The organism is Telluribacter roseus, from assembly GCF_017355915.2.
Taxonomy (GTDB): domain Bacteria; phylum Bacteroidota; class Bacteroidia; order Cytophagales; family Spirosomataceae; genus Telluribacter.
This window is the reverse complement of sequence record NZ_JAFEUV020000029.1, coordinates 13,520-29,549: the sequence shown is the minus strand read 5'-3', so window position 1 is coordinate 29,549 and position 16,030 is coordinate 13,520. Positions and strand designations below refer to the sequence as shown.

At 51.1% G+C, this 16,030-nt stretch carries 13 protein-coding genes; 6 read left to right on the top strand and 7 right to left on the bottom strand.

The features are described from left to right. The first annotated feature begins 146 nt into the window (after positions 1-146). The 3 genes from JTN23_RS25430 (at position 147) to JTN23_RS25420 (ending at position 4,532) form a co-directional block, all read left to right on the top strand. Positions 147-2,486, top strand: a complete 2,340-nt coding sequence (locus JTN23_RS25430; protein WP_247237935.1) for a TonB-dependent receptor — start codon at positions 147-149, stop codon at positions 2,484-2,486. Then, positions 2,467-3,420, top strand: a complete 954-nt coding sequence (locus tag JTN23_RS25425; protein ID WP_247237934.1) for a DUF4249 domain-containing protein — start codon at positions 2,467-2,469, stop codon at positions 3,418-3,420. Before JTN23_RS25430 ends, JTN23_RS25425 begins: the two co-directional genes overlap by 20 nt. A 329-nt stretch (positions 3,421-3,749) precedes the next feature. Beyond that, positions 3,750-4,532: a hypothetical protein gene (locus tag JTN23_RS25420; protein WP_247237933.1), complete on the top strand. Its 783-nt coding sequence runs from the start codon at positions 3,750-3,752 to the stop codon at positions 4,530-4,532. A 192-nt stretch (positions 4,533-4,724) separates the two neighbouring features. Here JTN23_RS25420 and JTN23_RS25415 read toward each other — a convergent pair whose 3' ends face one another. The 7 genes from JTN23_RS25415 to JTN23_RS25385 form a co-directional block, all read right to left on the bottom strand. Further along, positions 4,725-5,162, bottom strand: a complete 438-nt coding sequence (locus tag JTN23_RS25415) for an energy transducer TonB (RefSeq protein ID WP_247237932.1) — start codon at positions 5,160-5,162, stop codon at positions 4,725-4,727. A gap of 269 nt (positions 5,163-5,431) precedes the next feature. Further along, the gene (locus tag JTN23_RS25410; RefSeq protein ID WP_247237931.1) at positions 5,432-5,875 is read right to left on the bottom strand and encodes an ester cyclase; all 444 of its coding nucleotides are present in this window, start codon (positions 5,873-5,875) and stop codon (positions 5,432-5,434) included. 50 nt (positions 5,876-5,925) lie between these two features. Next, positions 5,926-6,540 (bottom strand): DinB family protein, encoded by a 615-nt coding sequence (locus JTN23_RS25405; protein WP_247237930.1) that lies wholly within the window; start codon positions 6,538-6,540, stop codon positions 5,926-5,928. 74 nt (positions 6,541-6,614) lie between these two features. After that, complete coding sequence (locus JTN23_RS25400; protein ID WP_247237929.1) at positions 6,615-7,430, bottom strand: helix-turn-helix transcriptional regulator; 816 nt, start codon at positions 7,428-7,430, stop codon at positions 6,615-6,617. 160 nt (positions 7,431-7,590) lie between these two features. Further along, positions 7,591-9,507 carry a cytochrome c peroxidase gene (locus JTN23_RS25395; RefSeq protein WP_247237928.1) on the bottom strand — a complete coding sequence of 639 codons (1,917 nt, stop codon included), beginning with the start codon at positions 9,505-9,507 and terminating at the stop codon, positions 7,591-7,593. Between the two features lie 139 nt (positions 9,508-9,646). Beyond that, positions 9,647-11,110 (bottom strand): hypothetical protein, encoded by a 1,464-nt coding sequence (locus tag JTN23_RS25390; RefSeq protein WP_247237927.1) that lies wholly within the window; start codon positions 11,108-11,110, stop codon positions 9,647-9,649. A 193-nt stretch (positions 11,111-11,303) separates the two neighbouring features. Beyond that, complete coding sequence (locus tag JTN23_RS25385) at positions 11,304-12,038, bottom strand: head GIN domain-containing protein (protein WP_247237926.1); 735 nt, start codon at positions 12,036-12,038, stop codon at positions 11,304-11,306. 279 nt (positions 12,039-12,317) lie between these two features. Between JTN23_RS25385 and JTN23_RS25380 the strand changes: the two genes are divergently transcribed. From JTN23_RS25380 to JTN23_RS25370, 3 genes are all read left to right on the top strand, one after another. Then, positions 12,318-12,893 (top strand): RNA polymerase sigma-70 factor, encoded by a 576-nt coding sequence (locus JTN23_RS25380; RefSeq protein ID WP_247237925.1) that lies wholly within the window; start codon positions 12,318-12,320, stop codon positions 12,891-12,893. A 21-nt stretch (positions 12,894-12,914) separates the two neighbouring features. Then, the gene (locus JTN23_RS25375; RefSeq protein WP_247237924.1) at positions 12,915-13,949 is read left to right on the top strand and encodes a FecR domain-containing protein; all 1,035 of its coding nucleotides are present in this window, start codon (positions 12,915-12,917) and stop codon (positions 13,947-13,949) included. 259 nt (positions 13,950-14,208) lie between these two features. Next, positions 14,209-16,023 (top strand): STN and carboxypeptidase regulatory-like domain-containing protein, encoded by a 1,815-nt coding sequence (locus tag JTN23_RS25370; protein ID WP_247237923.1) that lies wholly within the window; start codon positions 14,209-14,211, stop codon positions 16,021-16,023. Positions 16,024-16,030 lie beyond the last annotated feature (7 nt).

Genomic DNA, 16,030 nt, shown 5'->3' with positions numbered 1-16,030 from the left:
TGGTTTGGACATAACTAAGGTAATTTGGGTGAAACAATTTACTAAATTGTCTCTTCCCTTTTTCTTCCCTTCTGTCCATTTTTACTTGACTACGTACAACAGATAGTGGGGAAAGGTATTGGTTCTATAAATATAAACTCTTCTTGATGTCCTCACCCTCCCGCACAGTTCCTCTAAACATATTAGTCATATGCGTTCTGCTGGCAAATAGCTTTTTTCTGCCCTGTACTCTTTATGCGCAGAATGTTACCGTTTCTGGTTATGTACTTAATAACACAAGCGGAGAAGCGGCAGCATTTGGTACTATATACCTCAATAGTATCCCTAAAGCAAAGACCAATGCTTTTGGTTACTTCACTTTTTCCACCACTCCGGGCCACCATACCCTTACGGCTCAGGCTCCTGGTTTACTGTCCTGCACCCTCAATCTGACTGTAAGCCGGGATACCACCCTGACCATCGAACTTGCTCCTTGGGAGATGCAGCTCGACGAGGTGAAGGTAACCTCACCGCTGATAGATGAAAAAGGCAACTACCGCCTGACGCCCCAGCAGATAAAGAGTGTGCCTACTGTACTCTCCGAACCCGATGTGCTGAAAGTACTGCAACTGCTGCCGGGGGTGCAGGGCGGCACCGAAGGTACCGCCGGAGTACACGTACGGGGCGGCAGCCCCGACCAGACGCTGATCCTGATGGATGGCGTGCCGGTTTACAATGTCAACCACCTCTTCGGCTTTTTCTCGGTATTCAATCCCGATGCTGTCGCTTCGGTAGATCTTTATAAGAATGAACTACCTGCCCGCTACGGTGGCCGCCTGGCCTCGGTCATTGATCTGACTATGCGTGAAGGCAACCGGCGTGAATACAAAAAGAGCTTTCAGCTCAGCCCCATATCATCCAAAGTACTATTTGAAGGACCTATTAAAATAGATACAGCTTCCTACCTTGTCTCCATCCGTAAGACGTGGCTGGATGTACTGGGCATGGCAGCCCAGCGACTGGCTGGTTTTAATACAGCTTCTCAGATTGGCTTCTATGATATCAACGCCAAGCTGAACTACCAGCCTAACCAACGTAACCGTTTCTTCCTGAGCCTGTACACCGGCAATGACGGATTCAGTTCTGCCAGCTCTACCGGCTCTACTAAAAGCAACTATGGGTTTAAGTGGGGCAACAGTACGGCCATCGCCCGCTGGAACCACTTGTTTGGACCAAACCTCTTCAAGAACTCAACGTTGAGCGTGACCAACTACCGCTTCTTTGTCCAGACCAGGTACAAATCACCGGAAAGTGCCTATCGGTTCAGAACCTCCTCCCGCATTACCGACCTGACCTACAAGTCTGACTTTGTGTACACACTTCCGCAGTCGGAAGTACAGTTTGGCACCGAAGCCACGATGCACCGTTTTGCTCCTGAGATCGTACAGGTAAAAGACGATCTGGAAGCTGAGCAGGCAGGCAGGTCGGCCCCACCCGCTACCTGGGTAGCAGACACCCGCCTGTACGCTGACTACGTATACAGACCCAGTAAAGCCCTACGCCTGCAGGGTGGACTGCACTACAACTTCCTGCGGGTAGCTGCCAGGAGCTACCACGGACTGCAGCCCCGTCTTTCTCTGAATGCCGAGCTTCTACCCTCCGCGCTGGGACTACGTGCTTCCTACGTACAGACCATGCAGTTTCTGCACCTGCTCACCAACTCCTCGCTGGGGCTGCCGACTGATATGTGGGTACCTATTACGGATCAGATTCCTCCCCAGCGGGGCAGGCAGTATTCGGCCGGGGTGTACGGATCTATCAAAAGCAGCTGGCACTGGTCGCTGGATCTGTACACCAAATCTATGCGCAACCTGCTGGAATATACCGAAGGGGCTACGTTCCTGAACAACCCCGACCTGCGGTGGTACGATTGGGTAACGGTGGGTGACGGAGCCTCCAGAGGACTAGAGGTACTCCTCCAAAAATCAGGGGCGCGGTTCAGCGGATTTGCAAGCTATACCCTGTCCAAAACCACCCGAACTTTTGAAAGATTGAATGCAGGGCAAACGTTTCCCTACCGCTACGACCGCCGCCACGTACTGAATCTTTCGGCGCAGTATACCTTCAACAAGCGCCGCAGTATTCAGGGGTTGTTCACCGTCAACAGCGGTGGGTATGTGACCATCGCCACCCAGCGCTACGGGGGGGCTCCTCTGCCTATATTCTATGAGGGGGAGCCCATACCCATGAAGTACCAGGACCCCATCGAGCTACTGGGCTACTTTCCTGAGCGCAACAATCTGGAAATGCCTTCCTACCACCGGATGGATGTCAGCTATAAGACCAGCCGGGAAAAGAAGAAGGGCCTGCGCACCTGGACCTTTTCGGTCTACAACGCCTACAACCAGCGCAATGCCTTTTTCCTGTTTGTCAATGACAATCGATTGAAAAAATATACCCTGTTTCCCCTACTCCCCTCGGTTAGCTATGAGTTTAGGTTTAAGTAAAAAGAGTCTGTTCCTTCTACTTGGTACAGTAGCAGTACTCTCCTCCTGCGTGAGCGAGGTGGATATTCCCTATCCGGTTACCGAGCAGGAGTATGTACTCAACGGCATCCTAAACCCCGACAGCACCATCCGGATCAGTCTGCACAAGACGCTTCCTCCGCTTTCTGCTGACAAGACCTATCCGGCGGTGGAAGAGGCGACAGTAGTTTGTTATGAAGATGGGCAACGGCTGGGAGAACTGATTTATAAGGGCATGGGCCACTACGAACTACCCCAGACTTACCCCACGCCAGGCAGGGCGTATAAGATTGAAGCCCATATTGGTGATCGTACCCTTACCGCATCAGATACGGTTCCACAGCCGGCTGCTTTTACGCTGAAAAAAGTAAAAACCAGAGGGAAGAATCCCAACAACAATCCTGATCTGTATCTGACCCTTTCGGAGGGTAGTAGTAAGGAAAGTGTTACATGGCTTTCGATAAGTGGCATAGAATACTATTCTGCAGGATATCAGGCTCCCAGAGTCTTAAGAAGCAGAAACTATCTCCCACTTAGCGTGTCTGCTTATCTGGATGATTTCAATGCCTCCCGCGAGTCTGATTATAACTTAAAAAGTTATTCCCCACTAGCGCGGGTTAAACCCGGATTTGGAAGAGATGTAGAGGTTGTGTTCACTGTTTTCAATTCGATCTCAGCTTTGAATGAGCCGGGGGAAAAGCTGGATCTTCATGTGTTGCAGGCTAGCCGCAGTTACGATCGCTATATAAAATCTGCCATAGTAGCGATGGAAAACCGGTTGGTGGATGAAGATGGAGGCTTGAATAACCCTTTCTATGAACCCTCCAATACCTATTCAAACATAACCAATGGCTTGGGCTTTTTCGGGGCAGTACTTGATCAGAAAAGGGCAATAGTGGAAGAGGTGAAGTTCTAAACTTGAAAGACTCTTATAAAATATTAAGAGGCATTATTGAAAAGGCTTATGCGACTATAGTCAAGATACTATATGGTGCCGATAGAAAGGATTGTCGGAAGTAGAATAGCAGGTGGTTTGAAAAGAAACAAAGTGGATAGGGCCACAAGACCGTTAGATAAAATTCTACTACCTGATAAGGAAAAGCAGTGGCTGGCTTCTAACTTACCCGTACACATAACTAGAATAATGTACCTCTTCTGGATGAAACAACATGTGGTCACTAATACCACTAATCTTAACTATTGATGTCAAATACTTCATCACGTAATCTACTGTTGGTATTTCTAATGGTAGTATATGTCGGTATAGTACATGCTCAAAATGAGCACTATACCCCATCACCCCCCAAACCGAAGCTTGATTCCAGCCTCATTTACGGCAGAATAAAAAGCCACTACTACGTCAGGGTAGAAGCCAGTACCTTCCGTGTGCGCTCCCATCTGGCAGGAGGTGAGTTCTTTTCACCAGCCCCGTACGGCCTGAACGCCAAAGCAGGCCTGATTGCCGGTTTCAACTACCGGGATAAGTGGGAAGTAGAAATGGGGCTAAAAGGGCTGGGAGTTTATAATTCGTACCGATTTGACCTCCACAACTCCTTTGGAGCCCCGGCAGGTTCTGGCTTTGGGGAAGGGCTACGCATCAGCTACATGCATATTCCTGTGACCGGGAAGGTGATGGTGTGGCGTCCTTCCAAAAAGATTAGCGCACTGGGCACCTTGGGCATAGGATACAGTTGGTATAGAAAAGATGGTATCTCTTTTGCCGGCCCTATGCGTGGTCAGGGGGGATTAGGTTTGCCAGATGGATCTATGCTCACTTACACTATAACGTCTACTCATATAAAGAAGTCTAGTTTTGTAACGGGGGAGGTAGGCCTGGAGCTAAACTGGTTCTTTCTAAAAAAACTTGGACTTACCGTGGCCGCTAAGCGCTTGTTTGGGCCTGCTACGGTACTTCATCGGGAAGGTCAGGTAGTAGAAGACACGCAGGGTACTACCTATAAATTCACTTCACAGACTGGTGCCAATGGTACCAGTGTTATTGTAGGCCTCAGGTACCGCCTCTACTAATTTAGCACCAGCTCGCAAGGAAAGTTACAAGTACCATTATTCATTGATCCCTACCTTCCAGAATAGGAGTAGTACAGTAGTTGCTGCTATCCAGTCATAGACTTATAGGATTATTTACCACCAGTTGCAAACTGGCGGTAGCAAAAAATCATCAGTAGGCTATGGCTTCCGCTCTGTTTCCGCACCTGGCTTTTACAATCCTCTTTTAAACAGAATAGGTACCAAAGCATAGGTTCTCAGTCGCTTCCCATCCTGTGAACCGGGTTTCCACCCAGGCATTTCAGATACTAGGCGCCGCGCCTCCCATTCATACTTTTCCTGTTTGCGACCTTCCACTCCATCCACTTCCATTACCTCAACAGCAGATATCCGGCCATCCCGCTCGACCAGAAGCTTAAGGCCTACCACTACGGTATTCTTACCTCTTTTCGGTGCGATAGGTAGTTTGCTATATTTTTTAATAAAATGTTTAAGGCTGGCTGTTCCACCTGGAAATTCGGGAGGTGACTCGACAACGGTATAGACTGTTGTATCAGCCTGTGACACACTGGTACTACTGCTAAGGCCATTATTCCCAGTGGCAGTCTGCTGGAGGAGCAGGATAAATAATACATGTAGATAAAAGCTCATAACTGGATCATGCTTTTAAAAAGGTTAATTATCTGAATATATAATTATATTATATATAAAACAAATATTCTGTTATTTAAAAGTACCTAATACGTACAATAGCTTGAGTAGCGCATAAGAACCACTCGTAAAGAGCAGGCATGACAGCTTTGATTTTACTGATTGCCACGCTGCTACCAGTTGCAAACTCGCGGTAACCCTAAGGTACTAAAGCACAAAGCAGCCCGGTGGGGAGTATCCGCCGGGCTGCTTTGTTTGATATTTACAACCTACTTACTGGAAAGCTGATTTACAAAGCTGTCGTGATCCCAGTTAATCTGCAGGTGTTTGATCCGGTCGTTTTCGTCGAAATGGAAAATAAAAATATGATCACTCTCGAAGCGCAGGCCTTTGGCAGGCAAGCCCATAAATTCCTTCTGCTGCGTACCAAAGATTGATACCTTGCAGATGGTCTGATCGCCTTCGGTTGTGATCGTATCTACGGTATTGTCCAGGTCCGGGAAAGAGTCCATGAGCAGGCTCCATACGGTTTTGCCAAATTCGCGGAAGAGGCCCTTCCCGCCATCTCCCAGGGGCTTAAACCACACCGTAGCTTCGGGGGTGGCCAGGTTGATCATGCGCTCGGTATCCATCTCCTGATAGGCCGAGAAAAATTCGATACAGGTACCTTTGCGGGTCAGGTCGGTGAGGTTTTCGGTTTTAGTCGTTTCCATAGTGGCTGATATGTGTTAGAGTTAAGGAAATAGGATGGCTAATAGATGAGTTATTTAGGATAATTGGGATGCGCTTTTACCTTCCGGATCTGCTTGAGGTGGCGGTCTACGTGTCCCCACTGAAACAGGTACACCTGATGCATATTGCGTGGATTGGGCGTAGCGGTCAGTTCAAAATGGGCCCGCATATCGGCCTGGGTAGTTTGTATGAACTGGATAGTCTGGTCCCGTAGTTTTACAAAGAAGGTCAGGTTGTCTTTGCCCCTGATGAAGCCCGTCGGTCTGGAAAAATCAGGTGAAACATGCGGGGCCTCTTCCATGATATAATCCGTATAGTAGCTGTCGGGACGGCTGGTTTTGTTGAGTTCGGGCTGGGGCGTACTTCGGCTCCCCATGCTTACCTCACGCGCCCAGATAATCTCCCACAGGGCCAGGTGCTCCACAATTTCACCAATCGACCAGCGGTCCGGCGACTCCCGAAAGGCCCATTGCTCGGGTGTCAGGTGTTCCGTTTCCTTCACTAATTCGTTGCGGGTCCGGACCATATTGTCGACGGTGTACGTTCGGTCGGCCTCGGTCCATAGCTTAGGGGTATGGTCACTTTCAGTTTGTCCATACACAAACATGCGGGGTAGTACCAGCAGGGTAAACAATAACTTTTTCATGGCTTTGATTTAATTGATTTGACATGACAAAGTTACCGTGGGGAGAGTTGCTGGTATTGTAAAAAAACGACTTTCTACTTCAGGTAGTTGGCCAGTTCGGTATTACCCTTTACGTATAAAGAGGGAGATTTGCCCGTAAACTCCGTAAATTCCTTGATGAAGTGGGATTGGTCGTAGTAGCCGTATTGGGCGATCAGCTCATGCCAGTCCTGTATCTTCCACTGCTTCTGAGCCATCAGGGCGCATAGCTTGCTCACGCGGCTGATGCGGGCGTAGTACTTGGGGCTGACGCCTACTTTTTTCAGGAAATGCCGCTGAAACTGACGCTGACACACGTATAGCTCGTCCATCAGGTCGCGGATGGGCAGTACGCCCCGCTTTTCCAGGATCAGGTTCGCCACGTAGTCCGTGCGGTCAAAGGCACCTTTGGGCTGGCTCAGCTTACGGAGCAGAAACTGCTCAATAATCTGGACACGACCAGCTGCCGTACCTGCTTCCAGGAGCTGCTCGTGCAGGAAAAGAGCTTCCTTCCCCACTATATCCTCCGTAGGAATCCGCTCGTCCGACATTTCGTACATCGGTATCCCGAACAGGGTATGCATGGCCGATGGCTTAAGTACTACGCCGACAATCCCGATCTGGCCGCTGAGCTGAAGCTGGTAACTCTTGGTAGCCTGCCCGCTCATGAAGGTAGCGGGCGTAGGTACGTCTTTGTACTTCTCGTTGATAACGCGGTAGGGATCCCCGTAGTTGAAGATCATGGAGGTATAGCCAGTGGGAGGTGACTCCACCTGCAGGGGCGCTGACAGATACACTTGTGACTCCCACAGGTAGTAGCACTCTACGTAGGGAGCTAAATGAGTGGATGGCTTAAACTTCTGATAGATCATACCCCTGCCTGCTTTTCCTGAGTACAAAGCAGACAATTAATCCACTAAATGTCAATAGGCTTAGGGGCAGCAGCTCAATATATTATTGAATGGTAGTACAGTGGCTATGCCGGCAACAGGTAAGCCGGCATAGCCACTAGTATTCGTAAGGGTTGGCTCGTTAATTTCTTCTGGCTACCGCACTGGTACCCACTTGGGCGACCGGACTGGCAGGGGTACTGGTAAGTACCTTCATAAAGGCTATCAGAGCTTTTTTTTCGGAGGTACTCAGGTGCAATGAGTCGCCCGGGAGCGTCTGGTTATCCAATGAGAAGCCCAGTCCTGCCCCTCCCCCCTTGTTATAAAACTCTACCACCTCTTCCAGCGTCTGGTACACACCGTTGTGCATATACGGCGCCGTAAGGGCTACATTACGTACGGTAGGAGTCTTGAAAGCGTGCTTGTTTTTCCGGACCGGGTGCAGCCCATACTTACCCGGATCCCTATCAAGCCGGGTACCATTAGCCGAAGCCGGCACACCAAGTACCTCACTCTCCGCCAGCTCATAACCGGGCGGAACCGTACCATTGTACAAGGGATAAAAATGACAGGTGGCGCATTTGCCCTTGCCCATAAATACGTTGAAGCCTGCCTTCTCCTCCAGACTAAGCTCCGCCTGCTCGCCCCTCAGGTACTTGTCCACCGGACTATCCAGGCTCTGCAGGGAGCGCAGGTAGCTGGCCAGCGCGTTTTTGAGGCTGTGCTCCGTAACTCCCTCCTCCGGATAAGCTGCCTTAAATTGCCGCAGGTACTCTTTATTAACCGAAAGTTTTCTGGCCGCTTCTTTCAACGAACCATGCATTTCGTTGGGGTTGGCGATAACATCCACCACCTGATCTTCCAGGTACGTCACCCGCGAATCGTAAAACTGCGCCGCCTGGTAGGCTACGTTCCAGAGCGTGGGCGCGTTGCGTAGTACCGTTTCCCCATTCTTTAAACTAATACTCTTAGGCACTCCGTCCGAAAATCCCTTGTCGGGTTGGTGGCAGGAGGCGCAGCTGCGCTGGTTGTTGCCGGAAAGGACCGGATCAAAAAAGAGCGCCTGCCCCAGCAAGGTACGCTCAGGAGTGGGCTCATCGGCGGGAGAAGCTACGAAGTAAGCTGCGTCAAAGGCATTCGGATCAGAGAGTGAGCGGGCTGTGGTGCGCAGCAGCCGTCTTTCCTGAAACGGGTCAATGTGCAGTTCCTGCTGTACCCGATAGAGGGCTTCCGACAGTGGATTGGCACAGGTGCGGATGAAGGCAAGCCGGTCGAAGTGGTTGAAGTCCGGTGCCTGATCCAACGATTGCTTAGCGTGTATAACCAACGAATCAAAAGCCACCCACGCAGTCGGCACCTGGCTTCTGCCCTGAATCAGCAACTCCACGTTGGTACGAACCGACGCGATAGCCTGCGCGGCTTCGGGAATGGAACCAGTAGCGACGGGTGAATCAAATCCCGTAATCCCCAGCGATTGGATACGGAACAGCTCCAGACGCAGCGCGTCAAAGAGGTGGGCTTCGCTGGTGTGGTCCACAGCTACTTTGCGCAGCCGCTTAACGTTGGAGTGGAGTACCGCAATTTCATGATTCAGGGCAACTGTATCGTCCGTAGAAACAGAAGGGAACAGGTACTCTTCTACCACCTGAAAACCTTCGGGCTGTATCTCCGTCGCCAGAGGATCATCCTCCTCTACCTCCACCAGGGCGGGGCCGTTGATACTTTTGGCCGTAGTAGGATGGTAGTATTCAGCCAGCCACTCCACCCGTTTCCAGGCATACCGGGCTTGTCTGAATCGCTCCTGTACTACCGGCTCCGGCTCATTATTGATAACGGCTACCCTTAGCCGTTGCACCGATGTATCCAGTAGGGCCAAGTCCTGGCGGTAGTGATCCAGCACTTTTTCAACCGCTGCCGCTGGCTGTACAGCCCGACCACGGCTGTTATATACCTGCCAGCCGAGGTACCCTATCAGTAGCAAAGTACCTCTCAGAACCAGGGCATGGTTAAGACGGAAGCGGAATAGATCAGAGTCGGGGGAGTAGGAAAATAAGCGCATACGGAGAGTGACTTAGGGTACGCAGGTAAGTGTTGAAAGTAGTGTCAGAAGTAAGAATACGGTACCTTTATAAATCGAATCTGACGATCCGCAAGTGCAGATCGTCAGACGTGTAGTATAAGTCTCTATCAATTAATCATTAGCGGGGAAGTCCCTGCAGAATCACGATCTGTGAAGCCTGGTTTTCGTTCAGACGCTTGGAGCCTCCGTCTACGCCTTTCAGTTTATCAGCCCGCCAGGTATGAGGCTGGATACACAGCATGAACGAGTCTGCTACGCCGGTCTCTTCCGAAATATCCACCAGCGCACCATATTCCCAGTCCCCGAATCCGGAAGTACCTCCTACGTTGTACTTGGCGGCGTCAGCAGCCGTACGACGGTGGTCCAGCTCCATTACTACTTTCAGCTCTTTCGTTTTCAGGCTATACTGGTAGATGCGTGAATCGTGGGTTTCGTCGCCGTAGCCATTGGGATCTTCCTGTATGTAGATGTAGTTTTTGGTTACGCAGATGTTGTCCACGTTCTGGAATTCTTTGGCCTTGCCGGAGCGGTCATCACCATCCAGCAGTACTTCCAACGTACCCGTAGTAAGATCATCATTCAGAGCCAGGTGATACACGCGGCCGTACTTGGTGCGGGAGTAGTCAGCATTAGCACCGGTGTTGTTCTGACCGGTTACGTTGAAGTACACGTCACGACCTTTGCCATCCTTGGCGTAGTCAATGTCTTCTACCCGACCAAACTTCATAGCCTGCAGGCTATTTACCTTTTCGTTGAGCTGCTTACCCGTCAGGCTTTTGTGATCTTCAATCTTTACAAACTCAACCTGGTGCTTTTCACCCACTTTCATGGACATTTCCTTCTGGTTCTTGTCGGTACGGCGTAGCATGTACAGCGATCCGTTCTCCAGATCACCCACGCTGTTGGCTACGTACATAACTACCTGTCCGCCGTAGGTACCACTGTCGTCATCACCGATGATGATTACTGTTTTACCTGCGAAAGCTGTTTTAGGAAGGGGTACTGCATTTTCGGCGCTCCAGCGTCCAAGACCCGGCAACTCTCTGGAAACACTGGCCTGCGAAGCATCAGCATAAGGGTTTACGCCGTGCGTACGAGACTCTTCACCGCTTTCACCGCTGGTAAGGAACAACGGTCCGAAACCATGCTCTTTGGGGGTTGCCATTGTAGCCGAGCACAACCGCCAGACACCGCCATCCGAGTTCAGGATGTACTCTCCCTTGGTAGGCTTCAGGGTCTTGTCCAGTGCGATGCGTGAAACCGCAAAGTTGTCCTCGTGGTTAACGAGCATGGTAAAGGTACCATCGCTGTTCCTGAGCATACCGGCTCCGTCGGCCGAGCCCCCAAATATAAAAGAAGGAGAGCCGCTGAGCTGATCGTCGCTACCGATGAGCGAGTACATTTTAATACTGCTGAATGCCGGAGTAGTTTTTGCCAGAACAGGCGTTACCGAGTGATTGGCAAACTGAACCTCGGTAGTGGGTGCATCTGCTGGTAAGTTATGGTCCTGGCACGATGACAGGCACAAGGCTACGGCTACCAGTCCGCCGGAAAGCTGTGAAATAGGATACAAACGGGACATACAAGATGGGTTGTTTTTGTATCCGCAAATATCCTTCTGGTACATCACCCCAATATGAAGAGGATGTAATGGGGATGTAATGAAATAGGAGCTAGATTTTACGTTTTCTTCATATACTCCGTATTGTACTTATCCTAAAAATAAAGCAGGGCAGCCGTGGCTGCCCTGCTTTATCAGATGGTCTGGTTTACGGTTAATCGCGGTTGACGTTGCTTCCTCCCGACAGGCGCTGCTCAATGGTAGGATTGCCGCGGTAGCGTACGTTGCTGGCGCCACTGGCATCTACTTTCAGGTACTTAGAAGCCGATACCCGTGCCCGGCTGGCACCCGACAGGTGCAGGTCAGCCTCCTCTACCGGGTAGTCCGTAGCTCTCAGATCAGAGGCCCCTGACATATCGCCGGTCAGGAAGCGCCCTTCGCCGCGCAGGTTTAGCTCCGATGCCCCCGACAGCTCCACAGTAAAGCGCTCCGCTGAGCCTGTGAAGGTAGAGCGTGAGGCGCCGGACAGGTTTACATCCATGACGCGCAGGTCTTCAAAGCCTTCAATGGTCGACTCGGCGGCTCCGGAGAAGCGTACGCCGCGCAGGCTAGGCATGGTGATGTCGATATCCATTCGATCACGACGTGACCGCCAGTGGTTGCGGTAACGGATGGTCAGCAGGCCGTTACGATCGACAAAGGCATCCAGGTCGTCCAGGTCGTTGAGTTCACCCGTGGCTACTACCTTAAATGTATTGCCCTGGCGTACCCTTACCCGAAACGCGTTGCCCATTTCCAGCCGGTCAAAATCAATCAGGCTGATCTCCCGGGTACTAACGCCCCGGGGTGAAATGTTATCAACGGAATTAATGAACAGGCACGACTGCATCGAAAGCAACAGACTCAGGATGGCTACACTGAAAATGATGGAAGTGATACTTTTTTTCATGGCTAAAAGATGATAATTGGTACTGGATAATTTAATGATGGTTATGTGTTACAAAGCTGGTGCGTGTATTGCTCCGTTTCTACCAAGACATCCCACACCGCCCTCCCCCCTATTCCTCCCCCAAAAAAAAATATTTTTTATTTCGGATGGGGGTAACTCCCTCGTTGACTGTCATAGGAGAAATCAGATTTAAACTTGGTAGCAACCGTTCTTCCATATTCCACGACTGTTACCGATGGCGATTCCTTACTTTTGTCCGGAAAAAAACAAGACGCATTCGTGCAGTTATCCGACACAGAGATCGTATCAGCCATTCGGCAAGGCCATGAGTCCGCTTTTGAGCAGATGTTCCGTACCTATTACGAGCGTCTGTGTCAGTATGCGAACTCATTGCTGAAAGATGAGGATGAAGCCGAAGAAATGGTTCAGACGGTATTTATGAGCATCTGGGAAAAGCGCTCCGAACTGGAGATCACGCTGTCTCTGAAAGCGTACCTGTACCGGGCCGTACACAACCACTGCCTGAATAAGATCAAGCACTATCAGGTACGGGAGGCCCACCGGGAGTATTCGCTGAGCTACCAGGCACAGGGATACGAAGCCGTCACCGAAACCATTTATGGTAGTGAACTCGAAGAACGCATCGAGCAGGCCGTCAACCGGCTGCCCGAACAGTGCCAACTGGTATTCAGGATGAGCCGCTTTGAGGAGTTGAAATACCAGGAAATAGCCGACCGGCTGGGACTTTCGATCAAAACGATCGAAAATCAGATCGGGAAGGCATTACGAATATTACGCAGTGAGCTGGCCGACTACCTGCCTTCGCTGCTTTGGCTGGTTCTCTTGTTTTTTTGACCGTTTTTTCAGCATATACCCTTGAATACACCTAACGAACATTTTTCTGACGAGCTACTGGCGCGCTACCTGGCAGGTACAGCCACCGCCGCGGAAATAGAACAGGTCAGACAATGGCTGGAGGCTTCGCCCGATCGGGCCTCCGAGCTGGCGGCTTATCGTAAGCTGTGGGATCGGAGCCAGGCGGTAGGTCAGAAGCGGATGCAGGTCAATACCGACGCCGCCTGGGACAAGATGCGTATGCGTATGCATAAGGCTGAGGCTGCTCCGGAGCCCTCTGCCCCTCCTGTTCTTAAGCCCGAGGCCATCGTGAAGCCCATGCCCGTCCGGCGCCAGCTGAGCCCTACATTCTGGGCGGCAGCGGTGGTGGCCCTGGTGGCCGTAGCCTTTGGCTGGCTATTCCTAACCCATAAGCCTACCCCCGAACTGGTAAGTATCAGCACCCAAAACAATACATTTGAAAAAACTTTACCTGACGGCACCAAGGTGTTCCTGAACCACCACTCTACCCTGACTTACCCCGAAGGACTGGAAGGCGACCTACGTACGGTATCTCTTAAAGGAGAAGCTTTTTTTGACGTAGCGCCCGACGCCAGCCATCCGTTTATCATCGATGCCAATGGTACCGAGGTACGGGTAGTAGGTACTTCATTCAATGTAAAAGCATACGATGAAGCCGTACGCGTGGATGTAAAAACCGGTAAAGTAGAGGTAAGCAAAGCAGCACGCAAAGCGGTACTTACCCCAGGCGAAGGCGTAAAGATTGAAGCAGACACCATACTGCGCAGTATAGCGGCCGACCCCAACATGGCAGCCTATCGTACCCAGGTATTTGAGTTTACGGCTACCAGTCTGGATGAAGTGGTGAAGTCGCTGCGAAGCGGCTACCATGCCGATGTACGACTATCGAACGAGCAAATAGCCAACTGCCGCCTGACCGTCCGCTTTGAACAGGAAACGCTTGATGCTACGCTGGCCGTCATTGCCGAAACCTTTAACCTCCGCATACAGCAACAGGGTGAAACCTACTGGCTGGAAGGCAAAGGATGCCAGTAGCTTGTTGAGTGAATGGCGGATGAGTGATTGAGTGATATAACTCCAAATACTGAATGAATCTGTTAAAACTGATTAACATCCACCAGTAATAGTAAAGCCCCGTAGAGGCGATACCTTAGTAATAAAAAACAGATACTAACCCAGAGCTCCATTGCGGCGGGCGACCACTGGCGTGATCCTACGCAAAGCCTTCATATACATATACCAAATCTTATACACCCTTTGTCAGGGTACCTCAATATCTTTTCTTTCTACTACTTTGAAACCTGTAATTATACATAAGGCTTTCCTGCTCGTACTGATATTTCTGGTCAGCCACTCCCTCATGGCCCAGCCCCTGCTCGAAAATCGTATTTCCATTAAAGTAAATAATGAGCGTATCGAAGAGGTACTTCGTCAGATCGGTGAGAAGGGAGGATTCAGCTTCTCGTACAGCCCAGATGTTATTGATGTAAAGGCTCGTGTGTCGGTCAATGCTACTAACCAGAGTATCAGAGAGATTTTGAATGAAATTTTTAAAGGTTCGGTCACGTTCAAGGAGCGCCGGAAGTACATTATCTTACATAAGGTAGCTGCTGAGCCCGAGCGCCAGCCCGACAACTTCTTCCTCAACGGATATATTATTGATAAAAAAACGGGGGAACGCCTGCGGGACGCCAGTATCTACGAGGCCAACTCCCTGGTATCTACGGTGAGCAACGAGTACGGCTACTATCGTATAAAACTCCCAACGGCCCATCCTAACCTGCGGCTGGAAGTCAGGAAGGAAGAGTACTCAGCCCGCTCCATTGAGGTGACCCGTCGCCAGGACTATTACCTGACTATATCACTCACCCCTGATACGATTCGTCATATTGAACGTCAGAATCCGCGCATACTGTCCCGGCACGACACGGTGCAGTCCCGGGTAGAGCCCAGGGTGGAGATTCCGCGCACGCCACAGGTAGTGTCTGCACCGGTACCTGCTGCCGAACCCGATACTGTTGCTCCGGCCTCCCGCCCAGCCTATACCCTGAAAGAGCGCCTGCAGGAAGTAGGTGACGCCTTCGTGTATGCGTTTGCCTCTACCAAGCAAGCCATACATACCGAGAATATTACGGATACGCTGTACCGTCCTTTTCAGGCTTCGATACTGCCCTTCATTGGTACCAACCATCAGCTAAGTGGTAACGTCATCAATGATGTTTCGCTCAACCTCATTGCCGGCTACTCGCTGGGTGTAGGTGCCCTTGAAGTGGGTGGATTAGTCAATATTGTACGCTGGGATGTGCAGGGTATACAGGTAGCCGGACTGGCCAACCTGGTAGGCCGGGATGTACAAGGCATACAGATAGCAGGTTTTGGTAACCTCAATATCGGGGAATTTCGCGGGGTTCAGATTGCCGGTACGGCCAACGCCACCGCTGAGGACTTCCGGGGCCTGCAGATATCAGGCTGGGCCAACGTAGTCGGTCGCAGGCTCAATGGCTGGCAGGTAACGCCCGGCCTCAACTACGCCCGGGTGGTGGAGAAGGGCCACCAGCTTGGATTTATCAACTACGCCGACTCATCGGCTACCACGCCGTTTGGCTATTTCAGCTATGTCCGTCAAAACGGCTACCGCCGCTACGAGGTATCTACCGATGAACTCAACTACTTCAACGCCTCCTTCAAAACGGGTGTAGCTGGGTTCTACAATGTTTTTACGTTTGGGATGAATGCCTTTCTGCCCGGCAAGCCACTGGGTAGCATAGGCTACGGCATTGGTACCGCCCGCCGCCTGGGCCGCGGCTGGATGCTCAATGGCGACCTCGTAGCCAGCCGAATGGCGGTACAGCGTCAGTTCTGGCGCCAGCCCCAGGCCGGCCACTACCGGATTGCAGTGGCCTTAGAGAAGAAAATAACCCCGCGCATAGCCCTTTCGCTGGGCCCCACGCTGAACCTGCTTCACACTCCGTACGCCGGTCTGTTTGACACCAGCCCCCGCCGCGGCCTCGAGCCCATCTGGATTGGCAACAAGTATGATGATGCCGGTATTACTACCTACGGCTGGGTAGGCTTTCAGGCCGCACTGCGGTTTTGTAACAGGATCTAGTTGGTCA